Here is a 25763-nt window from a genome sequence, read left to right as displayed (position 1 = left end):
TCGCACCCGTGTGCGAGGATCCGCCTCATGCTGGGTGTCACCGATCTACCGACCTACCTCGCGGGACTCGTCCTCATCATCCTTCTCCCGGGGCCGAACTCGCTGTACGTGCTGTCCGTCGCCGCCCGCAAGGGCACGCGGACCGGATACCGGGCCGCCGCCGGAGTCTTCACCGGCGACGCGGTCCTCATGACGCTGGCCGCCCTCGGCGCGGCCTCGCTGCTCCAGACCACGCCCCTGCTCTTCACGGTCGTGAAGTACGCGGGCGCCGGCTACCTGGCGTGGATGGCGTACGGGATGCTGCGCTCCGCCCTCGCGATGTGGCGCACCCGCCACGAGGCCGCCGCCGAGGCCGCCGCCGAGCCGGACGCGGGCCCGTCCGAGCACCCGTACCGGAGGGCGCTGATCATCAGCCTCTTCAACCCCAAGGCGATCCTCTTCCTGATCTCCTTCTTCGTGCAGTTCGTGGACCCGTCCTACGCCTACCCGGCGCTGTCGTTCCTGGTCCTCGGCACCCTGCTCCAGTTCGGCAGCTTCCTCTACCTGACCACCCTCATCTTCGGCGGCACCCGCCTGGCCGCCGCCTTCCGCCGCCGCAAGCGCCTCTCCGCGGGCGCCACCACGGCCGCGGGCGCCCTCTTCCTCGGCTTCGCCGTCAAGCTGTCGACGGCCGGGGCCTGACCACCGCTTGACCCTCACACCGTGTGAGGCCGTTCTCTCAGAGGCGTCATGTTCACCATCGGAGACTTCGCCCGGCACGGGCGGGTGTCGGTCCGCATGCTGCGTCACTACGACGCCATCGGACTGCTGCGCCCGGCCCGGGTCGACCCGCACAGCGGCTACCGCTTCTACGAGGCGGCGCAGCTCGCGCGGCTCAACCGCGTCATCGCGCTCAAGGACCTCGGCTTCACGCTCGACCAGGTCCAGTCGATCCTCGACGAGCAGGTGGGCGCGGAGGAGCTGCGCGGGATGCTGCGGCTGCGCCAGGCCGAACTGGAATCGGCACTGGAGCAGGCGCGAGCGCGCCTCGGGCAGGTCGGTGCGCGGCTCCGAGCCATCGAGAGCGAGGGACACATGTCCACGCAGGACGTCGTCGTCAAGAAGGTCCCGGCCGTGCGGATCGCGGAACTGAGCGCGGTCGCGGCCGGCTTCGAGCCCGAGCACATCACGCCGGTCATCGGACCGCTGTACGAGGAGCTGTGCGGGCGTCTGGAGGGGGCGGGGGTCACCGGCTTCGGTCCGGGCATCGCCTACTACGAGGACGCCGGCCGCGGCGACGGCTCGGTCGTCGTGCACGCCGCGATGACGGTGCCCGAGGGCACCGCCGTCGAGGGCGTGGAGGTGCTGGTGCTGCCCGGCATCGAGGAGGCGGCGACGGTCGTGCACCGGGGGCCGATGGAGACCCTGCTGCCGACCGTGCAGACCCTGGCCACCTGGATCGACACCAACGGCTACACCTCCACCGGCTACGCCCGCGAGCTGTACCTGGAGTGCCCGGAGGACCGGACGAAGTGGGTGACCGAGTTCCAGGAGCCGGTCCGCCGGGGCTGACCGGCCGGGGTCCGCGAGCCCGGCCTGATCCGAACGACAGGCCCTAACCGCCCAGGGCCCGTCGCTTCAGCTTCAGGGCGCGGCGGGCCAGGCGGCGGATCTTCGGGTGGCGGGGGACCGGGAGGCCGCCGGGGAGGCCCAGGGAGGTGAGCCGGCGGCGGGTGAAGTGGTACCGGGTGCGGGCCGCCAGCGGGCCGGACAGGTGCCGCACCGCCGTCTCCCGCAGGTCCGCCCGCACCTTCGGCTGCATCGCGAAGCCGACCGCGGCGACCAGGCCCGCGAGCTCCTCCGTGGTCAGCGGGGCGGTCTCCTCACCGTCCTCCAGGGCGGGGACGAGCGCGTCCACCAGGGCCACCGGGATCCGGTTGCTGTTCTGGTACGGGGTGAGCCGGGCCAGCAGGGGGCGGGTGCCGACCCGGGCGGTGGCGATCCCGTAGAAGGCGCTCGCGGTGAGCAGCGCCGTGGAGAAGCAGCCCACCACCAGCGCGGGCCGCAGCTCCCGGTACAGCACCTCGGCGAGCACCGGGCGGTCCAGGACGGTCAGTTCGGCGCCGAGCGCCTCCGCCTCCCGGACCAGGGCCCGCGACCAGGCGTCGGGTGCCGTCGGGTGCGGCTTGAAGACGAGCCGCCGGTGGCCGCGGGCGACGGCGCCGCGCACCATCCGCAGATGCAGCTCGCCCTCCTCCTCGGGGGTGAGGAGGGCGAGCGCCGCGAGGTACTGGCCGAGCAGCAGCGCGGGGCCCTCCTGCGCGGCGGCGGGCCCGGCCAGCTCCTCGACGACCTTGGTGAACGCCTCGGTCGGCACGGTCTCGGCGACGGCGCCGAACTCGGCGAGCAGCAGCGGGGCGAGGTCCGGCACCAGGTCGAGGTGGAGGAGCCGGCGCACCCGCTCGCCGACCAGCGGGTCGATCTTGTTGCGGGTCGGCCCGTAGCTCATCAGGCCGTCCGCGTAGACGTCGAGGGCGGCGTCCGGGAAGAGCTGGGCGATCGTGAGGGCGGGCGCCACCTGGAGGGATTCCAGGACGAGTTCGACCCGGTCGGTGCCGAGCCCCCACAGCAGCCGCAGGTGGCGCTGGAGCAGGGGCAGGTCGTCGGCGCGGGGCGTCCAGCCGCCGGGGTGCAGCGGCTCGATCGTCTCGTTCCAGTCCAGGACGGCGTCGAAGCGGCCGCGCAGCCGCTCGAAGCCGGGCATCCGGTCGAGCGGGGTGGCGGTCTCGGGGACGGCGGCGTTGGTGGTGACGAGCAGCAGGCGCCGGTCGGCGGGCCGGAAACAGCCGCTGTCGAGGGCGGCGGCGAGGGTGGCGGCGCCGTAGAGGGTGGAGGCGCAGAAGATCTGGGTGGTGCTCATGCGGCGCCGGCCTCCTTGACGGCCGGAGAGGCCGTGGCGGCCGACGGGGCCGCAGCGGCCGGACCCGACGGGCGGCGCCGCTTCAGGCGCCGCAGTGCGCTCGCCCGGTCGTCGCCCATCGCGGTGAGGGCCTCGCCGAGGACGTCCTGGGGGAGGCGCCGCAGCGCCCCCGCGCTCATCGACCGCAATTTCCGCGCCACTTCCGGTTCGAATTTGGCCATGTTCCCGAGGTGATGGGAAATCACCGCGCAATAGGTGCGGACGGCCTTCGGGAGAAGTCGGTCGGCATCCGGGTCGCTCATTGTTTCTTCGATCACCTGGTCGAATGCGCGAAGGAAATCGAGCTGCCGCACGTCGCCGATCTGAGTGAGCGAGGTGGCGACCCCGCGCCGGTAGAAGATTCCCAGCTCACCGGTGACGGCGAAGGATTCCGCCTCCCGGTGCAGCCGCCAGATCCACGGCCGGTCCTCGGCCGTCCGCAGCCCGTGCGGGAAGTGCAGCAGCCCCCGGTCGAGCAGCCGCCGGTGGTAGAGCCCGGCCCAGGCGTACGGGTAGTCCACCGAGGTCGTCCGGTCCGCCGGCAGGATCGCGTCCCGCGGCCGCAGCACCTCGCCGCGCCGCCCCACCGGCACCCGCCGCACCGAGCGGTTCCGGCCGGTGACCCGGACGTGGTCGGTGCGCAGGAAGTCGCAGCCGAGCCCGTCGAGGGTGTCCACGAGCCGTTCGTACACGCCCGGCGCCACCCAGTCGTCACCGTCCAGGAAGGCCAGGTACTCGCCGCGGGCCGCGTCGAGTCCGGTGTTCCGGGCGGTGGCGAGACCCTCGTTGCGCGCGTGCCGGATCAGCACCGCCCCGGGGATCTCGCGCTCGGCCCGGTCCAGGAGCTCCGCGGTCCCGTCGGTCGAACAGTCGTCGACCAGCAGGAACTCGAAGTCCTCGCGGGCGTTGGCGCGCAGGCTTCTGAGGGCGTCGGGGGCGTATGTCTGCACGTTGTAGAACGGCACGACGACGGAGAGCTTGACCACCCGGCCGACGCTAGGCGCCGCCCCGGCATTCGTCCTGACCGCGAGAGGGATGCCCGGTGAACACAAAGCGGCGGGCCCCTTAACCACCCCGGACCCGATCCCCTTTCTGTCCGTTTCCCGCAATGCGTCATGGTGCTGTTAACCATTTGTTGTGGCCCAGTTGGGCCGCGAATCCCCCGGTCCTCCTAGCGTCCTCGACGTGCCATCACGTACCGATCGAGCGGCGCGCGTCGCCGTACTCGCCGACTCCGACACCCGGTGGAAATGGGGCGTGCTCACCGCCCGCAGAATCACCACCGGAAGTCCTGCGAGCGCCGCATCCGAAGGCCCCACGGGATTCGTCCTGCGCGGCCGGGCCACCCCCACCGCACGGCAGCTCGCCGAGACCGGCGTGTCGGACGTGGCCCCGCGCGAGGTCACGGGAGCGGAGTTCCTGCGCGAGGTGCGCGACGGCGGTTACGACGTGATCGTCCTCGCCCTCGTCGGCGGCACCGTCCGGGCCATGCTCCAGGGCCTCGCGGAACTCGCCCAGGCCCGGCGCCCGGTGATCGTCACCGGCTATGTCGGCGTCGTCTACGAGAAGCTGGCCGACGGACTGCTGCTGCGCCACGGCGCCGACGTCGTCCTCGCCAACTCCCGCCACGACGCCGAGCGTTTCCGCGCCGTCTACGAGGGAGTCGGCGCCGACGCGGACTCGGTCGTGGAGGCCGCCCTGCCCTTCCTCGGCGGCGCCCCGCACACCCCCGAGCCCGGCCGCGACACCCTGGTCTTCGCCGCCCAGCCCTCCGTGCCCGTCACCAGGAACGAACGCGCCTACGTGCTGCGCCGGCTCGTCGAGCACGCCCGGCTGCACCCGGACCGCGAGGTGCTGCTGAAGCTGCGCTCCAAGCCCGGCGAACACACCACGCACCTGGAGGAGTTCCCGTACCAGAAGCTGGTGCGCGACCTGACCCTGCCGCCCAACTTCCGGCTCGTGTACGGGCACATGGGCGAGGTCCTGGACCGCACCGACCTGCTGGTCACCGTCTCCTCGACGGCCGCCCTCGAAGCCCTGCACCGGCGGATCCCCACCGCGATCCTCACCGACCTCGGCGTGCGCGAGGCGCTCGGCAACCACCACTTCATCGGCTCCGGCCTGCTCACCTCCTTCGACCGCCTCGACACGCGGACCGTCCCGCGCCCCGACGAGGAGTGGCTGGCCCGCCAGGGCGTCGCCGCCGACTCCCCGTACGAGAAGGCCTTCGACGCCGCCCGCGCCCGGGTCGCCGCACTGCTCGACGGGCCCCCGCTGCCCCCGCTCGCCCCGTACTACACAGCCGAGACCGCGGGCGGCTACCTGCCGACCGTCCTCGCCCGCCACCGGCTCGACCTCACCGCGCCCGAGCCCCGCGAGAGCGGGGTGCGCCGGATCGTCCGCGAGGCCGCGCGCGGCGCCTACCGCCACGGCGTGCAGCGCGTGGCCCCCGTCATCCGCCGTCTGGGAGAGATCTGATGACACCGCCGACGCCGACCGTCCTCGCCGTGATCCCCGCCCGGGGCGGCTCCAAGGGCGTCCCCGGCAAGAACCTGGCCACCGTCGCCGGCCTGCCGCTGGTCGCCCGCGCCGTCCGGGCCTGCCTCGCCGCCCCGCGCGTCACCGACGTCGTCGTCTCCACCGACGACCCGGGCATCGCCGACACCGCCCGCTCCTTCGGCGCGGAGGCCGTCCAGCGCCCCGCCGCCCTCGCCGGCGACACCGCCACCAGCGAAGCGGCCGTCCTGCACGCCATGGACGCCTTCGAGGCCACGACGGGCCGCCGCCCCGACGTCGTCCTGCTCGTCCAGTGCACCAGCCCCTTCCTCACCGCGGAAGAGATCGACGGCACGGCCGCGAGGATCACCTCCGGCGCCGCCGACACGGCCTTCACCGCCGCCCCCTCGCACGGCTTCCTGTGGCGCGAGGAGCCCGAAGGCCCCGACGGCGCGACCGCCACCGGCGTCAACCACGACAAGGCGCACCGCCCCCGCCGCCAGGACCGCACGCCCGAGTACCTGGAGACCGGCGCCGTCTACGCCATGGCCGCCGAGGGCTTCCGCACCCACCGGCACCGCTTCTTCGGCCGCACCGCCCTCGTCGTCACCGACCCCGCCCGGGTCCTGGAGATCGACGACCCGCACGACCTCGCCCGGGCCCGCGCCCTCGCCCCGCTCCTGGACACCACGGCGGCCCCCGCCCTCGGCGACGTCGACGCGGTGGTCCTCGACTTCGACGGCACCCAGACCGACGACCGCGTCCACATCGACGCCGACGGACGCGAGTTCGTCTCCGTCCACCGCGGCGACGGCCTCGGCATCGCCGCCCTGCGCCGGGCCGGCGTCCCGCTGCTCATCCTGTCCAGCGAGCAGAACCCCGTCGTCGCCGCCCGCGCCCGCAAGCTGCGCATCCCCGTACTGCACGGCGTGGACCGCAAGGACCTCGCCCTCAAGCAGTGGTGCGACGAACAGGGCATCGACCCGCAGCGGGTGCTCTACGCCGGCAACGACGTCAACGACCTGCCCTGCTTCCACCTCGTCGGCTGGCCCGTCGCGGTGGGCAGCGCCCACGACTCCGTACGGGCCGCCGCCCGTGCGGTCACCGAGACCCCCGGCGGCTTCGGAGCGATCCGCGAGATCGCCGCCTGGCTCCTCGGACCCGAGCTCCGCACCCCCGACACCTCCGCACGCTGATCCCCCCGATCTCCCGATCACCCGAAGGAACCCTCATGAGCACCCGCCTCCGCACCCTCGGCAGCAAGACCGCCGGCCCGGGCCACTCCGTCTACATCACGGGCGAGATCGGCATCAACCACAACGGCGACCTGAACAACGCCTTCGCGCTCATCGACGCCGCCGCCGAGGCCGGCTGCGACGCCGTCAAGTTCCAGAAGCGCACCCCCGAGATCTGCACCCCGCGCGACCAGTGGGACATCGAGCGCGACACCCCCTGGGGCCGGATGACCTACATCGACTACCGCCACCGCGTGGAGTTCGGCGAGGACGAGTACCGCGCCATCGACGAGCACTGCGCGAAGCGCGGCATCGACTGGTTCGCCTCCCCGTGGGACACCGAGGCCGTCGCCTTCCTGGAGAAGTTCGACGTCCCCGCCCACAAGGTGGCCTCCGCCTCCCTCACCGACGACGAGCTGCTGCGCGCCCTGCGCTCCACCGGCCGCACGGTGATCCTCTCCACCGGCATGTCCACCCCGAAGCAGATCCGGCACGCCGTCGAGGTCCTCGGCAGCGACAACATCCTGCTCTGCCACGCCACCTCCACGTACCCGGCCAAGGCCGAGGAGCTCAACCTGCGCGTCATCCAGACGCTCCAGGAGGAGTTCCCGAACGTCCCGATCGGCTACTCCGGCCACGAGACCGGCCTGCAGACCACGCTGGCCGCCGTCGCCCTCGGCGCCACCTTCGTCGAGCGCCACATCACCCTCGACCGCGCCATGTGGGGCTCCGACCAGGCCGCCTCCGTCGAGCCACAGGGCCTCCAGCGCCTGGTCCGCGACATCCGCACCATCGAGGCCGCCCTCGGCGACGGCGTCAAGAAGGTCTACGAGTCGGAGCTCGGCCCGATGAAGAAGCTCCGCCGGGTCCAGGGGCTCGTCGCCGCATGACCGGGCAGCTGGCGTTCGTCGAGAGCCCGGTCCAGCTTCTGAACGTCCTGGAATGGGCCCACACGGCGGCCCTCCAGGACCCGCCCCGCCTCCAGGCGGTCCCGCCCCAGCCGACCCGCCGCGCACCCGTGCCGGCGACCGGCGGCCCGGCGACCGGCGGCCCGACGGGCGGCCAGGGCGGCGGCCAGGGCGGCGACCGGGGCGGCGACCGGGGTGGCGTGTCCGTCCCGGCCGTCCCGGCCGGCCCGGCCGCCGGGCCGGGCCGTACCGGCCCCGGCGACCTCACCGTCGTCGTCCTCTCGCCCACCGACCCCATGTCCCGGGGCCAGTTGCGCCGGATGGCCCAGCTCGCCCGGGACGAGGGCGTCACCGTGAAGTGGCAGGACGCCCGCCAGGGCCGGGGGGCCGTCGTACGGACGCTCCGGGAGCTCGCCGGTCCGCTGCGCGCGGCGGACCGGGTGATCATCGGGGACCCGTTCTCGCGCTACGTCCAGCTGCTGCTCACCCTCTTCGGCCCCCGCCGGGTCACCGTCGTCGACGACGGCACCGCCACCATGGAGTTCGCCGCCCAACTGGCGCGCGGCGAACGCCTGGTGCGCTGGCACCGGCGGGGCAGCCGGGGCCCGCGCGAACTGGTGCTCGCCCCGGTGACCTCGATGGCCCGCCGCAAGCTGGCCCCCGGCCGGCACCGCACGGTGGAGATCTTCACCTCGCTGCCGGTCGAGCCGCCGCCGGGCACCACCGTGCTCGTCAACGACTTCTCCTGGACCCGGTCCCGGTTCGGCCCGCCCCGGCTGACCCGCGGCGCCGACCTGGTCGGCACCTCGCTCGTGGAGACGGGCGTCGTCGACCCCGACGAGTACCTGCGGGCCGTGACCGTGCTGGCCCGCACCCACGGCGCCACCCGCTACTTCGCGCACCGCCGCGAGAGCGCCGAGAAGCTGCACCGGATCGCGGTGGAGACCGGCCTGGAGGTGGTCCGCCCCGATCTGCCGCTGGAACTGATCGCCCGGCGCGGCCCCATCGGGCGTACGGTCGTCAGCTTCCCGTCCACGGTCGTGCACACCCTGCCGCTGGCCCTGGCCGGCACGGGCGTGAAGGTGGCCGTCTGTGAGATCGCCCCCGAGTGGCTGCGGGAGAACGCCTCACCGCGCGCCCAGGGCTTCCTCGCGGGCGTCGCCGGGACCGCGACCCGCACCGAAAGGCTCGAATTCGGGTAACCATACCCACAGAGGGTGACCCCCATGCCCGGGGAACCGGGATTCTTTCCCCTAACGGGCTGAACTTTTCGTGATCAACGGGCAGTTGATCTTTCTTGGGGCCTATCCTTCAAAAGGTGAACCAGTTGAAGTCCCGAGAGCCCGGCCCCGACGCGGCGCCCGCAGCGCTGCCCGGAACGCTGTCCGACCCCCTGCGCGGCGAACTGATCGCGTTCCGCAGGGACTTGCACATGCACCCCGAGCTCGGGAAACAGGAGTTCCGCACCACGGCGGCGATCAAGGAGCGCCTGGAGGCGGCCGGCCTGGCCCCGAAGGTGCTCGCCACCGGCACCGGTCTGACCTGCGACATCGGCACCCCGGACCGCGGGCGCCCCCTGCTGGCGATCCGCGCCGACATCGACGCGCTCCCCATTCCCGACACCAAGTCCGTGGCATACCGCTCCACCGTGCCCGACCGCGCCCACGCCTGCGGCCACGACGTCCACACCACCGCCGTCCTGGGCGCCGGACTCGTCCTCGCCGAGCTGGACCGGCAGGGCCGCCTCCCGGCCCCCGTCCGCCTGATCTTCCAGCCCGCCGAGGAGGTGCTGCCCGGCGGCGCCGCCGACGCCATCGAGTGCGGCGTCCTGGACGGCGTCGGCCGGATCATCGCCGTCCACTGCGACCCGAGGGTCGACGCCGGCCGGATCGGGCTGCGCGCCGGGCCCATCACCTCCGCCTGCGACCGCCTGGAGGTCACCCTCGACGGCCCCGGCGGCCACACCGCCCGCCCGCACCTGACCACCGACCTGGTCACCGCCGTCGCCCGGGTCGCCGCCGACGTGCCCGCGGTCCTCGCCCGCCGGGTGGACGCCCGCTCGGGCCTCTCGCTCACCTGGGGCCGCATCGAGGCCGGGCACGCCCCCAACGTCATCCCGCAGCACGCCGAGCTCGCCGGCACCGTCCGCTGCCTCGACCTGCCGTCCTGGCGGGACGCCCCGGACCTGGTGCACGCGGCGATCGACGAGGTCGCGACCCTGCACCGGGCCAAGTCGACCGTCGAGTACGTCCGCGGCGTCCCCCCGGTCGTCAACGACCCGGTCGTCACCGAACTCCTCCGCGACGCGATGGCCGCCCGCCTCGGTCCGGCCGCGATCGAGGACACCGAGCAGTCCCTCGGCGGCGAGGACTTCTCCTGGTACCTGGAGCACGTCCCCGGCGCCATGGCCCGGCTCGGCGTCCGCGTCCCCGGCGACACCCGGGTGCGCGACCTGCACGCGGGCGACTTCGACGTGGACGAGCGCGCCATCACGGTCGGCGTGGAGCTCTTCACGGCGGCGGCCCTGCTCGACGGGGCCTCCGGGAGCTGACACCGGGAGCGGACGTCCGGAGCGGTCCTCCGGAGCGGGTCGTCGTGAGCCGACACCCGCTGTTCACAGAAGCGCCGAATCCCGGACTTTAAGTACGACTTAATGGCCGGCCGGCCTTCGTTGGTCCGTCCGGCCCAGCCCCCGGCGTGTCGATTCGGGGCCCGGCCCGTGGGTCCGTACCAGCGTGTATGACGGGCCGTATCGGGCCGGATGCCGGGGGTTGCGAGTTGGCCGGTTCGCGACGATCCGATAACGACTCATGAACGGGTCTTTAACTGACATCTACGCGCGTTACGATCGCCGCGAAACCAGCGCCGGAAGAGGCGCTTTCGGTCAGTCTCGAAGGGACCCTCCTCTTGCGCCGGATCACCAGGATCACCACGGTAGGCATCGCCTCCGCGGCCCTCGCGCTCTCCGCCACCGCCTGTGGCAAGTCGTCGAGCGGTTCGAGCTCCAGCCCCAGCTCGTCCGCGGGCGCCACCAAGGTCGCCATCGCGTACGACATCGGCGGCCGCGGTGACCAGTCCTTCAACGACGCCGCCTACGCGGGCCTGAAGAAGGCCGAGGACGAGCTCGGCGTCAAGGGCTCCGAGGCCGAGCCGTCGCAGGGCGAGAGCGACGCCGACAAGGTCGCGCGCCTCACCTCGCTGGCCCGCGCCGGCAACAACCCGGTCATCGGCGTCGGCTTCTCCTACGCCCCGGCCATCGCGAAGGTCGCCAAGACCTTCCCGAAGACCACGTTCGGCCTCATCGACGACACCTCGGTGACCGCCCCGAACATCGCCAACCTGGTCTTCAACGAGGAGCAGGGCTCCTACCTGGCCGGCGTCGCCGCCGCCAAGGCGTCCAAGACCGGCACGGTCGGCTTCATCGGTGGCGTCGAGGTTCCGCTGATCAAGAAGTTCGAGGCGGGCTTCACCCAGGGCGTCAAGGACACCAACCCCAAGGCGAAGGTGCTCACCCAGTACCTGACCCAGCCGCCGAACTTCGACGGCTTCTCGAAGCCCGACCTCGGCAAGGCCGCCGCCCAGGGCCAGCTCGACAAGGGCGCCGACGTGATCTACGCCGCCGCCGGTCTCGCCGGCTCCGGCGCCATCGAGGCCGCCTCCGCCGCGGGCAAGTGGGCCATCGGCGTCGACTCCGACCAGTACAAGCAGGCGGGTCTCGCCGCGTACAAGAACCAGATCCTGACCTCGGTCACCAAGGACGTCTCGGGTTCCGTCTACAACGTGATCAAGTCGGTCAAGGACGGCAAGCCGCAGAGCGGTGAGATCCGCTACGGCCTCGCCACCAACGGCGTCGGCCTGGCCGACTCCAACCCGGCGTACGTCAAGATGACCGACGTCACCGCCGCCGTGGACAAGGCGAAGCAGGCGATCGTCGACGGCAAGATCACGGTCAAGACCACTCCGTAAGGACACGCAGGTCACGACCTGAGCCCGGGCCCGGCGTCCGGTGGCACCCCCACCGGACCCGGGCCCCGGCCCCATTCCCGTACGGGTTTTCACTTTCCGGCAGCGCTACGCGTGTAGATGTCTCCCTGGCACGATAGCTTCGCCCCGCCCTGCCCTCCCCGCTCCTCACTCCTTCCGGCCAAGGAGAGTGCGTCATCAACGCGTCCAGCCCCCCTGCCGTAGAACTGCACGGCATCACCAAGCGATTCCCCGGCGTCGTCGCCAACAAGGACATCGCCATCACGGTCCGCAAGGGCACCGTGCACGCCCTCATCGGCGAGAACGGTGCCGGCAAGTCGACCCTCATGAAGATCCTCTACGGCATGCAGAAGCCGGACGAGGGCACCATCGCGGTCGACGGCGAGCAGGTCACCTTCTCCAGCCCCGGTGACGCCATCGCCCGCGGCATCGGCATGGTGCACCAGCACTTCATGCTCGCCGACAACCTCACCGTCCTGGAGAACGTCGTCCTCGGCGGCGAGAAGCTCTACGGCATCGGTGCCAAGGCGCGGAGGAAGATCAAGGAGATCTCCGACGCGTACGGCCTCGGGGTCCGCCCCGACGCCCTCCTCGAAGACCTCGGCGTCGCCGACCGGCAGCGCGTGGAGATCCTCAAGGTCCTCTACCGCGGCGCGAGGATCCTCATCCTCGACGAGCCGACCGCCGTCCTCGTCCCGCAGGAGGTCGACGCGCTCTTCGACAACCTGCGCGAGCTCAAGTCCGAGGGCCTCACGGTCATCTTCATCTCGCACAAGCTGGGCGAGGTCCTGAAGGTCGCCGACGACATCACCGTCATCCGCCGGGGCACCACGGTCGGCACCGCCGACCCGAAGACCGCCACCACCAAGCAGCTCGCCGAGCTGATGGTCGGCAGCGAGCTGCCCTCGCCGGAGACCCGCGAGTCGACGGTCACCGACGTGGCCATGCTCAACGTCGAAGGCCTGACGCTGCTGGAGAGCGGCGCCGCCGCCGCCCCGCTGACCACCGCCGCCCCGGCCGACCCCTCCGCCACCGTCACCGTGTACGAGGAGGTCGCCGCCGGCCGCAAGCTCCTCGACGACATCTCGCTCACCATCCACAAGGGCGAGATCCTCGGCATCGCCGGTGTCGAGGGCAACGGCCAGACCGAGCTCATCGAGGCCCTGATGGGCATCGCCAGCCCCGACGCGGGCGTCATCACGCTCGACGGCCAGGACATCTCCAAGGTCTCGGTGCGCAAGCGCCGCGAGGGCGGCATCGGCTACATCCCCGAGGACCGCCACCGGCACGGCCTGCTCCTGGAGGCCCCCCTCTGGGAGAACCGCATCCTCGGCCACGTCACCGAGGCCCCCAACTCCAAGCGCGGGATCCTCGACCCGAAGGCCGCCCGCAAGGACACCGAGCGGATCGTGCGCGAGTACGACGTCCGCACGCCCGGCATCGACGTGACCGCGTCCTCCCTCTCCGGCGGCAACCAGCAGAAGCTGATCGTCGGCCGCGAGATGAGCCACAACCCCAAGTTCCTGATCGCCGCCCACCCCACCCGCGGTGTGGACGTCGGCGCGCAGGCGCAGATCTGGGACGCGATCCGGGACGCCCGCCGCGACGGCCTCGCGGTGCTGCTGATCTCCGCCGACCTCGACGAGCTGATCGGTCTCTCCGACACCCTCCGGGTCATGTACCGCGGCAAGCTGGTCGCCGACGCCGACCCCGCCACCATCACGCCCGAGCAGCTGGGCTCCGCCATGACCGGCGCAGCCACCGGCCGGCTCGAAGGCACCGAAGAGCAGCCCGAAGACGGTGACGCCCGATGATGAAAATCGACAAGGACAAGCTGATCATCGGGGCCGCGGGCCCCGTGCTCGCGCTGGTCTCGTCCTTCGTGCTCACCGTCCTGGTGCTGCTCGCGACGGGCCTCGACCCGATCGAGCCGATCCGGCTGATGATCGAGAACGCCGGGTACTCCGACGTCCAGGTCCTCATCGTCAACCAGACGGGGATCTACTACCTGGCGGCCCTGGCCGTGGCCATCGGCTTCCGGATGAACCTCTTCAACATCGGCGTCGAGGGCCAGTACCGCCTCGCCGCGATGGTCTCGGCGCTGGTCGGCGCCGCCGTCGAGCTGCCCGGTCCGCTGCACATCCTGCTCATCGTGGTCGTCGCGATCGCGACCGGTGCCCTCTGGGCCGGCATCGCGGGCATCCTGAAGACCACCCGCGGTGTCTCCGAGGTCGTCTCCACGATCATGCTCAACGCCATCACCACCTCCCTGGTGGCCTGGCTGATCCTGCCGAAGAACTTCGGTGTCCAGCCCGCGGGCTCCAACGACCTGACCACCGGCCAGATCGCCGAGTCCGGCTGGTTCCCCGGCATCGACATGGGCGACGGCGGCGAGATCTACGGCTTCACCTTCGTCGCGCTCGCGCTCGGCGTCGTCTACTGGTTCGTCCTCAACCGCACCCGCTTCGGCTTCGACCTGCGCGCCACCGGTGAGAGCGAGTCCGCGGCCCAGGCCAGCGGCGTCGACTCCAAGAAGATGATCCTCACCGCGATGCTGATCTCGGGTGGCCTCGCCGGTCTGGCCGGCATGCCGATCCTGCTCGGCGAGTCGCACACGTACAGCCTGGCCTTCCCGGTCAACGTCGGCTTCACCGCCATCACCGTCGCCCTGCTCGGCCGCAACCACCCGGTCGGCATCCTCTTCTCGGCTCTCCTCTTCGCGTTCCTCGACAAGGCGTCCTCGAACCTCGACGTCTCCGGGTACCCGAAGGAGATCACGCAGATCATGCAGGGCATCATCGTGATCGCCGTGGTCGTCTCCTACGAGCTCGTCCGCCGTTACGGCCTCCGCCGCCAGCAGCAGAAGGTCGGCGAGGAGCTCGCCGCCGGCGGCGCCATCAAGACCGACAAGGAGGTGGCGGCATGAGCACCGGCACCGTTGCCAAGCCGAGCGCCGCGCCCAAGAAGGCCGGCCGCCGCAAGCTGACCTGGCCCTGGATCCTGCTGATCGTCGCGGCCGGCCTCGTGCTCTTCTCGCTCGTCCGCGTCGTCTCCGGGGCCGACGACCTCACCTCCGTCGGCCAGATCTCCGGCGCGCTCCAGCTCGCCGTGCCGATCGGCATGGCCGGTCTCGGCGGCCTGTGGGCCGAGCGCGCGGGCGTCGTCAACATCGGTCTCGAAGGCATGATGGTGCTCGGCACCTGGTTCGGCGCCTGGGCCGGCTACCAGTGGGGCCCGTGGACGGGCGTCGTCGTCGGCATCCTCGGCGGCGCGCTCGGCGGTCTGCTGCACGCGATCATCACCGTCACGTTCAACGTGAACCACATCGTCTCCGGTGTGGCGATCAACATTCTGGCGGTCGGGTTCACGCAGTACCTGTCGAACTTCACCTTCGACAAGGCCGAGGGCGGCTCCTCCAAGCAGTCCCCGCGCATCGACCCGATCACCGACATCACCGTCCCAGGGCTCTCCGAGTGGCTGATCGACCTCCAGCAGAAGCACTGGTTCCTGATCTCGGACATCGCCGGCATCCTCGGCGGCCTGGTCACGAACCTGTCGCTGCTGACGGTCGTGGCCGCCCTCCTCATCCCGGCCACCTGGTGGGTGCTCTGGCGCACGGCCTTCGGCCTGCGGCTGCGCTCCTGCGGTGAGAACCCGGTCGCGGCCGAGTCCCTGGGCGTCAACGTCTACAAGTACAAGTACATCGCCGTCGTCGTCTCCGGCGGCCTCGCCGGCCTCGGCGGCGCGTTCCTCGCGATCGTCTCCACCGGCATCTACCAGGAGGGCCAGACCGGCGGCCGCGGCTACATCGGTCTCGCCGCGATGATCTTCGGCAACTGGATGCCGGGCGGCATGGCCATGGGCGCCGGCCTCTTCGGCTTCACCGACAGCCTCAAGCTGCGCGGCGGCGCCGAGAACGTCCACGCGCTGCTGCTGCTCGTCGCCGTGCTCCTGGTGATCGCCGCGCTGTGGCAGCTGTACCGGAAGAAGTACGTGACCGCGGCCATCTCCGCCGCCTTCTCCGCCGCGTTCTTCCTCTGGTACTTCCTCACCGACGAGGTCCCGAGCCAGTTCGTCGACGCCGCCCCGTACATCACCACCCTGCTGGTGCTCGCCCTCTCGGCGCAGCGCCTGCGGATGCCGAAGGCGGACGGCCTGCCGTACCGCAAGGGCGAGGGCAAGTGACGACGGCGCCCGACTGGGACCTCCTCCGGGAGACGGCCCGCGAGGCGATGTCCCGCGCGTACGCCCCGTACTCGGGCTATCCGGTCGGCGCGGCGGCGCTCGTGGACGACGGGCGGGTGATCTCCGGCTGCAACGTGGAGAACGCCTCCTTCGGCCTCGGCCTGTGCGCCGAGTGCGGGCTCGTCTCGCAGCTCCAGGCGACCGGCGGCGGACGGCTGACGCACTTCGTGTGCGTGGACGGGCGGGGCGAGTCCCTGGTCCCGTGCGGGCGCTGCCGCCAGCTGCTGTACGAGTTCGGGGGCCCCGAACTCGTGCTGGAGACCCCGGCCGGTCTGCTGACCCTGGCCGAGATGCTCCCGCAGGCCTTCGGCCCGGACCACCTCGCCAAGTAGTTCCTCGGAGCGGCCCTTCCGGCACGATGGGAAGGGTCGCTCCCCCCTTTCCCCCTCTATGCGCGTAGAAAGAGGCACCACCATGGACGTCATCTCCGTCATCCGCACGAAGCGGGACAAGGGCGAGCTGAGCCCCGAGCAGATCGACTGGGTCATCGACGCCTACACCCGCGGTGTGGTCGCCGACGAGCAGATGTCCGCCCTGGCCATGGCGATCCTGCTCAACGGCATGAACCGGGACGAGATCGCCCGCTGGACCGCGGCGATGATCGCGTCCGGCGAGCGCATGAACTTCGACGCCCTCTCCCGCCCCACCGCCGACAAGCACTCCACCGGCGGCGTCGGCGACAAGATCACCCTGCCGCTCGCCCCGCTGGTCGCCGCCTGCGGCGCGGCCGTGCCGCAGCTCTCCGGGCGCGGCCTCGGCCACACCGGCGGCACCCTCGACAAGCTGGAGTCCATCCCGGGCTGGCGGGCGCTGCTCTCCAACGAGGAGATGCTGCACGTCCTCGACACCACCGGCGCGGTCATCTGCGCGGCGGGCGACGGGCTGGCCCCCGCGGACAAGAAGCTCTACGCGCTCCGCGACGTGACCGGCACGGTGGAGGCCATTCCGCTGATCGCCTCCTCGATCATGTCGAAGAAGATCGCCGAGGGCACCGGCTCGCTCGTCCTCGACGTGAAGGTCGGCACCGGCGCCTTCATGAAGAACATCGAGGACGCCCGTGAGCTGGCCTCCACGATGGTGCAGCTCGGCACCGACAGCGGCGTGAAGACCGTCGCGCTGCTCACCGACATGTCGACCCCGCTCGGCCTCACCGCGGGCAACGCCCTGGAGGTCCGTGAGTCCGTCGAGGTCCTCGCGGGCGGCGGCCCCCAGGACGTCGTCGACCTCACCATCGCCCTCGCGCGCGAGATGCTGACCGCGGCCGGCATCAAGGACGCCGACCCGGCGAAGGCGCTCGCGGACGGCTCCGCGATGGACGTCTGGCGCCGCATGATCTCCGCCCAGGGCGGCGACCCGGACGCGACCCTCCCGGTCGCCCGCGAGCAGCACGTCATCACCGCCCCGTCCTCCGGCGTCCTGACCCGCCTCGACGCGTACGACATCGGCGTCGCCGCCTGGCGCCTGGGCGCCGGCCGCGCCCGCAAGGAGGACCCGGTGCAGGCCGGCGCGGGCGTCGAACTCCACGCCAAGCCGGGCGACACGATCACGGCGGGCCAGCCCCTGCTGACCCTCCACACGGACACCCCGGAGAAGTTCGACTACGCCCTGAAGTCCCTGACCGGCGCCTGGGACATCGCCCCGGCGGGCACCTCGTTCACGGCGAACCCGATCGTGCTGGACCGCATCGCGTAAGGCCCGGCCGGACGCGCCCGAACGGGACCGGTGGACCTCCACTGGTCCCGTTCGGCGTTCCCGGGGCCCGGGTCAGACCCGTACGCCCAGCAGCCCCGGCAGCTCCCGCATGTCGTCGAAGACGACCGTGGCCGGGCCCATCAGGCGGTCCGCCCGGGTCAGGCCGCCGCAGTAGCCGAAGGCGCGCATGCCGGCCGCGCGGGCGGCCTGGACGCCGTACGGGCTGTCCTCGACGACGGCGCAGCGCTCGGGCGGGACGCCCATCGTGGCGGCGGCGTGCAGGAAGAGGTCGGGGGCCGGCTTCGGGTGGGGGACGTGGCGGGCGCTGAAGAGGCGGTCCTCGAAGCGGTCGAGGAGGCCGGTGCGGGTGAGGTTGGCGCGGATGCTCTCGGGGCTGCCGTTGGAGGCGAGGCAGAAGGGGACGTCGAGGGCGTCGAGGACGTCCGTGATGCCCTCGACCAGCGTCAGTTCGGCGTCCAGCGCCTCCTCGTAGCGGTGCCGGAAGGCGTGCTGCCAGTCCGGGGCCAGGGTGCGGCCGGCCCGCTCCTCGACGAGGACGGTGAGGCGCTTGTGGGAGACGCCGATGAACAGGTCCGCCATCTCGGTCTCGGTGAACTCCGCGCCCACCTCGGCGAAGACCTCCCGGTCCACCCGGCAGTAGACGCGCTCGCTGTCGACCAGAACACCGTCACAGTCGAAGATCACCAGTTCGACACGATCATGAGTCATGGGCCGAGCCTAAGGGGCGGCGCGATGAGTTACGGGGGCGGCGGCGGTCTGCCTGGTGTGGACACCTCTCGCACTCTCGAACTACGGCTCACAGGACGCCCCGCCCCCGAGGAGGTCGGCCGGCTCTGCGCCCTGCTCGCCGCCGCCGAGCCCGCCGACGTCGTCTGCGAGCTCGACGGCCTCGGCCGGCCCGACCTCGCCGCCGTCGACGCCCTGGCCCGGCTGCGGCTGACCGCCCGGCGGCACGGGCACCGGCTCACCTTCCGGGGAGCCGGGCCCGAGCTGCGCGGGCTGCTCGGCCTCGTCGGCCTCGACGTGCTGCTCTGAGGGCTACGCCTCCAGCCGCGGCGGCAGGTCGAACAGCGGGAACCAGCGCTTGGTGTCCAGGAAGAAGTCCATCCCGCCGATCTTCCCGTCGTTCAGCTGGAGCACGATCAGCGCCCACGGGGCGAAACCGCCCTCCGGGTCCGGGTGGTAGTGCGCGAAGGCCGGCGAACCGTTCGCCACGGTCGGCACCAGCTTCGAGCCCCGGCACACCTCGCCGACCCCGAGCATCCAGCCCACGATGTCCTCGTGGCCGCGCAGCCACAGGTCGTAAGGCGGCATGGTCATCGTCGCGTCCTCGTGGAGGAGCGCGGTCAGGGCCTGCATGTCGTAGCCCTCGAAGGCCGCCACATAGCGGTCGAGGAGCGCCTTCTGCTCCTCGTCCAGCGGATCCGCCGCGTCCGAGGCGGCCGGCGCCTGCTCGGCCAGCGTCGCCCGGGCCCGCTGGAGCGCGCTGTTGACCGACGCGACCGACGTGTCGAGCAGCTCGGACACCTCGCTCGCCTTCCACGCGAGGACCTCGCGCAGGATCAGCACCGCCCGCTGCTTCGGCGGCAGGTGCTGGAGCGCGGCCACGAAGGCGAGCCGCACGGTCTCCCGGGAGACCAGCGTCTCCGCCGGGTCGGCCACCGAGGGCAGCACCCGCCCGTCCGGCACCGGCTCCAGCCAGGTGATCTCCGGGCGCTCGTTGAGCCGGGCCTGCGCGACCGGCGTCGCTTCCGTCAGGTCCATCGGACGCGCCCGGCGGTTGCCCGCGTTGAGGGAGTCGAGGCACACGTTGGTGGCGATCCGGTACAGCCAGGAGCGCAGCGAGGAACGCCCCTCGAAGGAGTCGAGCGCGCGCCAGGCGCGCACCATGGTGTCCTGCACCGCGTCCTCCGCCTCGAAGGCGGAGCCCAGCATCCGGTAGCAGTAACCCGTGAGTTCCGTACGGTACTTCTCCAGGTCATCGGTCAGCACGTCCATCGGTTCCACCCCACTCGCCCCTCACCGGCCGCCGGTTTTCGGAGCCGATGAGGGGAAGCTATCGCAGGGCACCGACAGCGCGCGGGCCTTCCGTGTCACGTGCCCGGCTTGCGCCCGTACACGTACACGTCGTCACCGTTCCTGAGCAGGTTCCAGTACGCCTTGGCGTCGGCGGACCGCATGTTCACGCAGCCGCCCGAACCCGGCGGGTTCCACATGGACTTGGTGGTCGAGTGGAAGGCCTGCCCGCCGTCGAAGAACTGGGCGTACGGCATCGACACGTTGTACAGCGTCGACCAGTGGTTGATGTTGCGCCAGTAGATCTTCTTGGCGCCGGTGCGGGTCGGCGTGCTCGCCTTGCCCGTGCGCACCGGCACCGGGCCGTACTTCAGCCGGGAGCCGTCCTGGATCCAGGTGAGCTGCCGGGTCAGGTCGACGCAGGCGATCCGGCCCTTGTTCGTCGGACACTTGCGGTCCTTGTTGGGATTGGTCCCGGCCGCCCGCTGCGCCAGCATGGTGGACATCGTGCGCCAGGTGACCGTCCCGGCGTACCCCTGCGCCGGGGTGATCCCGTGCTTGGCCTGGAAGGCCTGGGTCGCCTTGCAGTCGGCGAGCGACTGGCGCCCGTCGACCGGCCGGCCCAGGAACTTCTCGACCTGCTTCTGGTACGGGCCGGTCGTCACGTTGCAGGACGCCGCCGCCGCGGGCGCGGTGCCGAGCGCCACCGTGGTGGGTACCACCAGGGCCGTCACCGCGAGGCCGATGCCGGCCCTCCGCCGTATCGCATTCATGATCGTCAACTCCCCCTAGAGTCCTGTCCCTTACGACGCTCGGGGGAGCCGGACAGTTGCAGCGGGCGGACGACGGATCAGCAGGCGACCCGCAGTCGGCGCGCCTCGACCCGGCGGGCCTCGGCCCGCGCGCTGTGCGAGCCGTAGAGGGTGACCGACACGACGCCGAGCACCGCCACCAGACCGATCAGGACCGTCCCGGCCCAGCCGCCCGCGTGGAAGGCGATCGCGCCGAGCGTGCCGCCCGCGCTGCTGCCGAGGTAGTACGCGGACTGGTAGAGCGCCGAGGCCTGCGCGCGGCCCGTCGTGGCCGTGCGGCTCACCGAGGAGGAGGCGACCGCGTGCCCGGCGAAGAAGCCGGCCGTGATCAGCACCAGGCCCGCGAGGACGGCGGGCAGTGAGTCGGCGAGCGAGAGCAGCAGGCCCGCCGCCGTCGTGGAGACGGCCAGGTACAGCGCCCCGCGGCGGCCCATCCGGCCGACCAGCCGGCCCGCGGCGGCCGAGGAGACCGTGCCGACCAGGTAGACCAGGAAGATCGAGCCGATCACGCCCTGCGGGAGCGAGAACGGCGCCTCGACCAGCCGGTAGCCGATCACCGTGTACACCGCGCCGAACACCGTCATGAACAGCGCGCCGATCACGTAGAGCCGCATCAGCAGCGGGTCCGCGAGGTGTCCCCGGACGGTCCGGCCGAGCGCCTTCGGGTTCAGCGAACCGGGCGTGAAGTGCCGGGCCTTGGGCAGCAGCGCCCGGAAGGCGATCGCGCAGACCATGGCCATCAGGCCGACGGCCGCCAGGCCCGCCCGCCAGCCCCACAGCTGGGCGACCCAGCCGGTGACGATCCGCCCGCTCATGCCGCCGATGGAGTTGCCCGCCACGAACAGGCCGATCGCGGCGATCAGCGCCCTCGGCCGCACCTCCTCGGCGAGGAAGGCCATCGCCGAGGCCGGCACGCCGGCCAGCGCCGCGCCCTGCACCGCGCGCAGCACGACCAGGCTCTCCAGGCTGGGGGCGAGCGGGACGAGGAGTCCGACGGCGACGGCGACCGCGAGCGAGGCCGTCATCATCGAGCGCCGCCCGAAGCGCTCGGACAGGGCGCTGAGGGGGAGGACGCACAGGGCGAGCGCGCCGGTCGCGGCGGAGACCGTCCAGGAGGCGGCCGACGCACTGGCGCCGAACTCGGCCGAGACGGCGGGGAGGAGGGCCTGGGTGGAGTAGAGGAGGGCGAAGGTGGCCACTCCCGCGGCGAACAGCGCGAGGCTCATCCGGCGGTAGCCGGGGGCACCGGGGGAGAGGCGGGTGTCGGCGGCCGGGCTGGTGGCGGCCGCCTTGGTACTGGCGGAAGGCATGCCTCGAACGTAGGGCGGCCGGGTTCATGCGTCCAATGCACGGAACTGCTGTAATCGTTCCCATGCTGCATGAGTACAGGTCACAGCCTCGGCTGTCACCGAACAGTAACGAAGAAGACATGGGACTGCTGCTCGCGCCGCGGCTCGCGTACTTCGCGGCCGTCGCCCGGCACGAGCACGTGACCCGGGCCGCCGCCGAGATGGGCGTACCCCAGTCGACGCTCTCGCGGGCCGTGGTCCGGCTCGAAGAGGACCTCGGCGTCGCCCTCTTCGCCCGCCGCGGGCGCACGGTGGCGCTCACCCCGGCCGGCCGCCGCTTCCTCGCCTCCGCCGAGCGGGCGCTCGCCGAGGTCGAGAAGGCCGCCGACTCGGTACGGGCCGACGCCGACCCCACCGCGGGGCGGGTCGCCTTCGGCTTCCTGCACACCATGGGCTCCGAGACCGTGCCCGGGCTCATCCGCGCCTTCCGGGTCGACCACCCCCGGGTCCGCTTCACCCTGGTGCAGAACTACGGCGAGGCGATGATCGAACGGCTCCGCGCCGGCGAGCTGGACCTCTGCCTGACCTCGCCCGTGCCGGACGCGCCCGACCTGGTCGGCCGCCGCCTCGACGAACAGCGGCTGCGGCTCGTCGTCCCCGACGACCACCGCCTCGCGGGCCGCAAGCGCATCCGCCTCGCCGAGGCCGCCGACGAGACCTTCGTGACCCTGGAACCCGGGTACGGGCTGCGCCGCATCACCGACGACCTGTGCGCCCAGGCCGGGTTCACGCCCCGGATCGCGTTCGAGGGCGAGGAGGCCGAGACCCTGCGCGGCCTGGTCGCCGCGGGCCTCGGCGTCGCCCTGCTGCCCCCGCCGGCCGTCGCCCGCCCGGGCGTCGTCGAGCTGGGCGTGACCTCCCCGCGGGCGGTCCGCGAGATCGGCGTGGCCTGGCTCGACGGCCACCCGGACACGCCTCCGGTGGCCGCCTTCAAGAAGTTCCTGCTGGGCAAGCGGGGCACGCTGCTGCCCGAGTGACGGCGGGTGCCGGCAGGTTACGGGCCAGGGGCCCCGTACGCCGGTCCGCGTCCGCCGGGCCCCTACCGCAGCGAGCGTCCGAAGCCCGCCGCGAGCGGCATCCGCAGCCCCAGCGGCGGCGGCGCGGCCATCGCGTCCGCGAGCGGCCGGCTCTGCGGGTGCGCGAAGAGCGTGGAGAGGACGAAGTCGGCCGCCAGGGCGCCGACTTCGTCGTGGTACTGGCGCAGCGCGTGCCCGTCGGCGTGCACCTCGAAGCGGCAGGTGTCCCGGTTGGACTTCTTGGCCCGCTCGGCGAAGCGGTAGGACAGCTCGGGGTCGGTCCGGGCGTCGTTCGTGCCGTGCACGATCAGCACCCGCCGCCCGACGAGCTGCCGCACCGGTTCCGGCTCGGCCGCCCGGTCCTCCTCGGGCAGCCAGGGCGCGAGCGCCAGGACCGCCGTCACCGCCGTGTGCCCGCCCGCCCGCAGGGCCGCCCGCCCGCCCATCCCGCGGCCCAGGAGGCAGACCGGGACGTCGCCGTAGCGCCGTACCGCTTCGGAGACCGCCCAGGAGGCGTCCTCGGCGAGCTGGGCGTCCGTGCCGTTCCAGCCGCGGCCCCGGTAGCGGACCACGTGCGCGACCAGGCCGTCGGCCCGGCCCGCGCGGGCCAGCCGGCGCGCCAGCGGCAGCGCCGTCGCGTGGGAGAGGGGCGAGGGGCCGCGTGCGGAGGAGGTCTCGCCGTCCGGGAGCAGCAGGACCACCCCGCCCGCCTCGGTGACCGGGGTCGTCGCTCCTGCGGGCCGCCCGAGCCGGGGTCTCCGGGAGCCGGCCGTCCCTACGAGTGCGTAGTGCGCCATGGCAGAACAGTCTCAGAAGCCGAGGTGTACGCCATCCGTACGCGCGGTCACTGTTACGTATCGTCCGGCGCGTCACCTCGGCCGAACGGCCGCTTCCCTCACGTCCGTTCGAAGCAGTGCACGCTGCCGACCGGGACGAAGCCCCGCCGCTCGTACCAGTGGCGCGGCCAGTCGTCGGCCAGCGCGATCAGGAAGGTGGTGGTGCAGCCCGCCTCGGCGCCCATGCGCACGGCGGTGTCCAGGACGACGCCGGCGTGGCCCTGCCCCAGGTGGGACGCGGCCGTGACGAGGTCCTCGATCTGGGCGACGCCGGCGGCCGGGTCCACGTACAGGTCGGCCCAGGAGGCCGGCTCGCCGAACTCGTCGTGCGAGGCGAGGAAACGCACGTCGGCGGCGCCCCGGCGACGGGCCGCGCGCCGCTCCACCAGGGTGTGGATCACCTCGTCCGGGGCGTCCGGAAGGAACCGCCGCTGGCTCTCGGTGAGCGCCCCGCGCAGCGCCGGCAGCTCCACCTCGCGGGCCCCGCCGCGCTCGGGCGGCGGGCCGGTGTGGCGCATCACGACGGTGCGCGTGAGGGTGTACCCGGCCCGGGCCAGCGGCTCCGCGCACGCCTCCCCGGTCGCCGCGTCGAGCACGTACACGGCCCGGTGCGCCAGGGGGGCCATCGCCGCGTCCGCGAGGCCGGGCAGCGCCTCGGGATCGGTCGGGCCGTCGATCAGGACGTAGTTGTTCCCGTAGGAGAGCGCGTACGTGTCGTCGAGCGCGGCGAAACCGCCGGGCACCGGGACGATCCGCTCGGCCTGCCGGCGGGTGAAGGAGGACAGGAAGGCGTGGATCCGGCGCAGTTCGGCGGCGTCGGACGCGGGGGTCCCGGGCGCGGGCGCAGGTGCGGGCGGGGCGGGCGGCATACCCCCAGGCTAGGCGGCCGGGCCGCCCGTCCGCACCGGAAATTCGGGCCGGGGGAATGGTGCGGAAGGGGCGCGCTCTACGCGCGTAGGCGCTACAGTGCGAAAATGACGAGCCAGATCCCCAGCACTCCCGCCGCGGACCAGATCCGCCGTGCCCCGAAGGTGCTTCTCCACGACCACCTCGACGGTGGTCTGCGCCCCGGCACGATCATCGAACTCGCCCGCGCCCAGGGCTACGAGAGCCTTCCCGAGACCGAGCCCGACAAGCTGGGCATCTGGTTCCGGGAGGCCGCCGACTCCGGCTCCCTGGAGCGCTACCTGGAGACCTTCGCGCACACCTGCGCCGTCATGCAGACCCGCGAGGCCCTGGTCCGGGTCGCCGCCGAGTGCGCCGTCGACCTCGCCGAGGACGGCGTCGTCTACGCCGAGGTCCGGTACGCCCCCGAGCAGCACCTGGAGGGCGGTCTCACCCTCGAAGAGGTCGTCGAGGCGGTCAACGAGGGCTTCCGCGAGGGCGAGCGCCAGGCCAGGGAGAACGGCCACCGCATCCGCGTCGGCGCCCTGCTCACCGCGATGCGGCACGCCGCCCGCGCCCTGGAGATCGCCGAGCTCGCCAACCGCTACCGGGACACCGGGGTCGTCGGCTTCGACATCGCGGGCGCCGAGGCGGGCTTCCCGCCCACCCGGCACCTCGACGCCTTCGAGTACCTGAAGCGGGAGAACAACCACTTCACCATCCACGCCGGCGAGGCCTTCGGTCTGCCGTCGATCTGGCAGGCCCTCCAGTGGTGCGGCGCCGACCGGCTCGGCCACGGTGTGCGGATCATCGACGACATCGAGGTCGCCGAGGACGGCTCGGTCACCCTCGGCCGGCTCGCCGCGTACGTGCGGGACAAGCGCATCCCGCTGGAGATGTGCCCCACCTCCAACCTGCAGACCGGCGCCGCCGACTCGTACAAGGAGCACCCCATCGGGCTGCTCCGCAAGCTGCACTTCCGGGCCACGGTCAACACCGACAACCGCCTGATGAGCGGCACCAGCATGAGCCGGGAATTCGAATTCCTTGTCGAGGCGTTCGGCTACACGCTCGACGACATGCAGTGGTTCACGGTCAATGCGATGAAATCAGCGTTCATTCCTTTCGATGAACGCCTCGCAATGATCAACGACGTGATCAAGCCCGGCTATGCCGAGCTGAAGTCCGAATGGCTGTTCCAGCAGACGGCTGCGACCAGCGAGTCTTCCCGCCGGGCGGGCTGAACTCCTTCCCCAGGATGATCATCGGAGCGGCCGGGCCCACCACGCCCGGCCGCCTTTCGGTGTTTGCGGCCGGGGCTTTCGCTGAT

24 protein-coding genes are annotated in these 25763 nt (G+C 72.3%); 16 read left to right on the top strand and 8 right to left on the bottom strand.

Annotation, left to right across the window (positions count from 1 at the left end; all coding sequences use genetic code 11):
• Positions 1–27 precede the first annotated feature (27 nt).
• Positions 28–681, top strand: a complete 654-nt coding sequence (gene leuE / locus ACZ3ZE_RS15890; RefSeq protein ID WP_467259434.1) for a leucine efflux protein LeuE — start codon at positions 28–30, stop codon at positions 679–681.
• Between the two features lie 48 nt (positions 682–729).
• Positions 730–1551: a MerR family transcriptional regulator gene (locus tag ACZ3ZE_RS15885; protein WP_467259432.1), complete on the top strand. Its 822-nt coding sequence runs from the start codon at positions 730–732 to the stop codon at positions 1549–1551.
• Between the two features lie 43 nt (positions 1552–1594).
• Here ACZ3ZE_RS15885 and ACZ3ZE_RS15880 read toward each other — a convergent pair whose 3' ends face one another.
• Together ACZ3ZE_RS15880 and ACZ3ZE_RS15875 are read right to left on the bottom strand one after the other, a co-directional pair.
• On the bottom strand, positions 1595–2899 hold the full coding sequence (locus tag ACZ3ZE_RS15880) for an alpha-2,8-polysialyltransferase family protein (RefSeq protein ID WP_361175737.1): 1305 nt from the start codon (positions 2897–2899) through the stop codon (positions 1595–1597).
• Positions 2896–3924: a glycosyltransferase family 2 protein gene (locus ACZ3ZE_RS15875; RefSeq protein WP_467259429.1), complete on the bottom strand. Its 1029-nt coding sequence runs from the start codon at positions 3922–3924 to the stop codon at positions 2896–2898. Before ACZ3ZE_RS15875 ends, ACZ3ZE_RS15880 begins: the two co-directional genes overlap by 4 nt.
• A gap of 199 nt (positions 3925–4123) precedes the next feature.
• Here ACZ3ZE_RS15875 and ACZ3ZE_RS15870 point away from each other — a divergent pair, with 199 nt between their 5' ends.
• The 11 genes from ACZ3ZE_RS15870 to ACZ3ZE_RS15820 all read left to right on the top strand — a co-directional run bounded on the left by ACZ3ZE_RS15870 (position 4124) and on the right by ACZ3ZE_RS15820 (position 17498).
• Positions 4124–5416, top strand: a complete 1293-nt coding sequence (locus tag ACZ3ZE_RS15870; protein WP_467259426.1) for a DUF6716 putative glycosyltransferase — start codon at positions 4124–4126, stop codon at positions 5414–5416.
• The gene (locus ACZ3ZE_RS15865; protein ID WP_361175746.1) at positions 5416–6630 is read left to right on the top strand and encodes an acylneuraminate cytidylyltransferase; all 1215 of its coding nucleotides are present in this window, start codon (positions 5416–5418) and stop codon (positions 6628–6630) included. Before ACZ3ZE_RS15870 ends, ACZ3ZE_RS15865 begins: the two co-directional genes overlap by 1 nt.
• 35 nt (positions 6631–6665) lie before the next feature.
• Positions 6666–7559 carry an N-acetylneuraminate synthase family protein gene (locus tag ACZ3ZE_RS15860; protein WP_361175749.1) on the top strand — a complete coding sequence of 298 codons (894 nt, stop codon included), beginning with the start codon at positions 6666–6668 and terminating at the stop codon, positions 7557–7559.
• Positions 7556–8779: a hypothetical protein gene (locus tag ACZ3ZE_RS15855; protein ID WP_467259423.1), complete on the top strand. Its 1224-nt coding sequence runs from the start codon at positions 7556–7558 to the stop codon at positions 8777–8779. Before ACZ3ZE_RS15860 ends, ACZ3ZE_RS15855 begins: the two co-directional genes overlap by 4 nt.
• A gap of 116 nt (positions 8780–8895) precedes the next feature.
• Positions 8896–10128 (top strand): amidohydrolase, encoded by a 1233-nt coding sequence (locus ACZ3ZE_RS15850; RefSeq protein ID WP_361175755.1) that lies wholly within the window; start codon positions 8896–8898, stop codon positions 10126–10128.
• Between the two features lie 356 nt (positions 10129–10484).
• Positions 10485–11543, top strand: a complete 1059-nt coding sequence (locus tag ACZ3ZE_RS15845; protein ID WP_361175758.1) for a BMP family lipoprotein — start codon at positions 10485–10487, stop codon at positions 11541–11543.
• A 194-nt stretch (positions 11544–11737) separates the two neighbouring features.
• Positions 11738–13375 (top strand): ABC transporter ATP-binding protein, encoded by a 1638-nt coding sequence (locus ACZ3ZE_RS15840; protein WP_467259791.1) that lies wholly within the window; start codon positions 11738–11740, stop codon positions 13373–13375.
• The gene (locus tag ACZ3ZE_RS15835) at positions 13372–14487 is read left to right on the top strand and encodes an ABC transporter permease (protein WP_361175761.1); all 1116 of its coding nucleotides are present in this window, start codon (positions 13372–13374) and stop codon (positions 14485–14487) included. Before ACZ3ZE_RS15840 ends, ACZ3ZE_RS15835 begins: the two co-directional genes overlap by 4 nt.
• Complete coding sequence (locus tag ACZ3ZE_RS15830; protein WP_361175764.1) at positions 14484–15746, top strand: ABC transporter permease; 1263 nt, start codon at positions 14484–14486, stop codon at positions 15744–15746. Before ACZ3ZE_RS15835 ends, ACZ3ZE_RS15830 begins: the two co-directional genes overlap by 4 nt.
• Positions 15743–16138, top strand: coding sequence for a cytidine deaminase (locus ACZ3ZE_RS15825; protein ID WP_361175767.1), 396 nt, complete (start codon positions 15743–15745; stop codon positions 16136–16138). The genes ACZ3ZE_RS15830 and ACZ3ZE_RS15825 overlap by 4 nt, the downstream gene beginning before the upstream one ends.
• A gap of 82 nt (positions 16139–16220) precedes the next feature.
• Complete coding sequence (locus tag ACZ3ZE_RS15820) at positions 16221–17498, top strand: thymidine phosphorylase (RefSeq protein WP_361175770.1); 1278 nt, start codon at positions 16221–16223, stop codon at positions 17496–17498.
• A gap of 72 nt (positions 17499–17570) precedes the next feature.
• Here the strand turns inward: ACZ3ZE_RS15820 and ACZ3ZE_RS15815 are convergent, their stop codons facing one another.
• The gene (locus tag ACZ3ZE_RS15815; RefSeq protein ID WP_467259420.1) at positions 17571–18227 is read right to left on the bottom strand and encodes an HAD family hydrolase; all 657 of its coding nucleotides are present in this window, start codon (positions 18225–18227) and stop codon (positions 17571–17573) included.
• Between the two features lie 24 nt (positions 18228–18251).
• Here ACZ3ZE_RS15815 and ACZ3ZE_RS15810 point away from each other — a divergent pair, with 24 nt between their 5' ends.
• A complete protein-coding gene (locus tag ACZ3ZE_RS15810; protein ID WP_361175776.1) occupies positions 18252–18554 on the top strand; it encodes an STAS domain-containing protein in 303 nt (100 codons plus the stop codon).
• Between the two features lie 3 nt (positions 18555–18557).
• Here the strand turns inward: ACZ3ZE_RS15810 and ACZ3ZE_RS15805 are convergent, their stop codons facing one another.
• From ACZ3ZE_RS15805 to ACZ3ZE_RS15795, 3 genes are all read right to left on the bottom strand, one after another.
• A complete protein-coding gene (locus ACZ3ZE_RS15805; RefSeq protein WP_361175779.1) occupies positions 18558–19517 on the bottom strand; it encodes a sigma-70 family RNA polymerase sigma factor in 960 nt (319 codons plus the stop codon).
• Between the two features lie 95 nt (positions 19518–19612).
• Positions 19613–20308: a L,D-transpeptidase gene (locus tag ACZ3ZE_RS15800; RefSeq protein WP_361175782.1), complete on the bottom strand. Its 696-nt coding sequence runs from the start codon at positions 20306–20308 to the stop codon at positions 19613–19615.
• 77 nt (positions 20309–20385) lie between these two features.
• A complete protein-coding gene (locus tag ACZ3ZE_RS15795; RefSeq protein WP_467259417.1) occupies positions 20386–21657 on the bottom strand; it encodes an MFS transporter in 1272 nt (423 codons plus the stop codon).
• A 62-nt stretch (positions 21658–21719) separates the two neighbouring features.
• Here ACZ3ZE_RS15795 and ACZ3ZE_RS15790 point away from each other — a divergent pair, with 62 nt between their 5' ends.
• Positions 21720–22673 (top strand): LysR family transcriptional regulator, encoded by a 954-nt coding sequence (locus ACZ3ZE_RS15790; RefSeq protein WP_363290972.1) that lies wholly within the window; start codon positions 21720–21722, stop codon positions 22671–22673.
• Positions 22674–22735: 62 nt separating this feature from the next.
• Here the strand turns inward: ACZ3ZE_RS15790 and ACZ3ZE_RS15785 are convergent, their stop codons facing one another.
• Both ACZ3ZE_RS15785 and ACZ3ZE_RS15780 read right to left on the bottom strand, forming a co-directional pair.
• The gene (locus tag ACZ3ZE_RS15785; protein ID WP_442305035.1) at positions 22736–23413 is read right to left on the bottom strand and encodes an alpha/beta hydrolase; all 678 of its coding nucleotides are present in this window, start codon (positions 23411–23413) and stop codon (positions 22736–22738) included.
• Positions 23414–23607: 194 nt separating this feature from the next.
• Complete coding sequence (locus tag ACZ3ZE_RS15780; RefSeq protein WP_467259414.1) at positions 23608–24417, bottom strand: GNAT family N-acetyltransferase; 810 nt, start codon at positions 24415–24417, stop codon at positions 23608–23610.
• A gap of 105 nt (positions 24418–24522) precedes the next feature.
• Between ACZ3ZE_RS15780 and ACZ3ZE_RS15775 the strand changes: the two genes are divergently transcribed.
• Complete coding sequence (locus ACZ3ZE_RS15775; protein WP_361175797.1) at positions 24523–25677, top strand: adenosine deaminase; 1155 nt, start codon at positions 24523–24525, stop codon at positions 25675–25677.
• Positions 25678–25763 lie beyond the last annotated feature (86 nt).

The organism is Streptomyces sp. NPDC023157 (genome assembly GCF_055560575.1).
This window is presented reverse-complemented; position numbering and strand designations above follow the sequence as displayed.

What these genes read in the sequence shown, in the direction of transcription:
- leuE (WP_467259434.1), top strand. Translation starts at nt 28, where the DNA reads ATGCTGGGTGTCACCGATCTACCGACCTACCTCGCGGGACTCGTCCTC.
- ACZ3ZE_RS15885 (WP_467259432.1), top strand. Translation starts at nt 730, where the DNA reads ATGTTCACCATCGGAGACTTCGCCCGGCACGGGCGGGTGTCGGTCCGC.
- ACZ3ZE_RS15880 (WP_361175737.1), bottom strand. Translation starts at nt 2,899, where the DNA reads ATGAGCACCACCCAGATCTTCTGCGCCTCCACCCTCTACGGCGCCGCC.
- ACZ3ZE_RS15865 (WP_361175746.1), top strand. Translation starts at nt 5,416, where the DNA reads ATGACACCGCCGACGCCGACCGTCCTCGCCGTGATCCCCGCCCGGGGC.
- ACZ3ZE_RS15860 (WP_361175749.1), top strand. Translation starts at nt 6,666, where the DNA reads ATGAGCACCCGCCTCCGCACCCTCGGCAGCAAGACCGCCGGCCCGGGC.
- ACZ3ZE_RS15855 (WP_467259423.1), top strand. Translation starts at nt 7,556, where the DNA reads ATGACCGGGCAGCTGGCGTTCGTCGAGAGCCCGGTCCAGCTTCTGAAC.
- ACZ3ZE_RS15835 (WP_361175761.1), top strand. Translation starts at nt 13,372, where the DNA reads ATGATGAAAATCGACAAGGACAAGCTGATCATCGGGGCCGCGGGCCCC.
- ACZ3ZE_RS15830 (WP_361175764.1), top strand. Translation starts at nt 14,484, where the DNA reads ATGAGCACCGGCACCGTTGCCAAGCCGAGCGCCGCGCCCAAGAAGGCC.
- ACZ3ZE_RS15820 (WP_361175770.1), top strand. Translation starts at nt 16,221, where the DNA reads ATGGACGTCATCTCCGTCATCCGCACGAAGCGGGACAAGGGCGAGCTG.
- ACZ3ZE_RS15815 (WP_467259420.1), bottom strand. Translation starts at nt 18,227, where the DNA reads ATGACTCATGATCGTGTCGAACTGGTGATCTTCGACTGTGACGGTGTT.
- ACZ3ZE_RS15810 (WP_361175776.1), top strand. Translation starts at nt 18,252, where the DNA reads ATGAGTTACGGGGGCGGCGGCGGTCTGCCTGGTGTGGACACCTCTCGC.
- ACZ3ZE_RS15805 (WP_361175779.1), bottom strand. Translation starts at nt 19,517, where the DNA reads ATGGACGTGCTGACCGATGACCTGGAGAAGTACCGTACGGAACTCACG.
- ACZ3ZE_RS15800 (WP_361175782.1), bottom strand. Translation starts at nt 20,308, where the DNA reads ATGAATGCGATACGGCGGAGGGCCGGCATCGGCCTCGCGGTGACGGCC.
- ACZ3ZE_RS15795 (WP_467259417.1), bottom strand. Translation starts at nt 21,657, where the DNA reads ATGCCTTCCGCCAGTACCAAGGCGGCCGCCACCAGCCCGGCCGCCGAC.
- ACZ3ZE_RS15790 (WP_363290972.1), top strand. Translation starts at nt 21,720, where the DNA reads ATGCTGCATGAGTACAGGTCACAGCCTCGGCTGTCACCGAACAGTAAC.
- ACZ3ZE_RS15780 (WP_467259414.1), bottom strand. Translation starts at nt 24,417, where the DNA reads ATGCCGCCCGCCCCGCCCGCACCTGCGCCCGCGCCCGGGACCCCCGCG.
- ACZ3ZE_RS15775 (WP_361175797.1), top strand. Translation starts at nt 24,523, where the DNA reads ATGACGAGCCAGATCCCCAGCACTCCCGCCGCGGACCAGATCCGCCGT.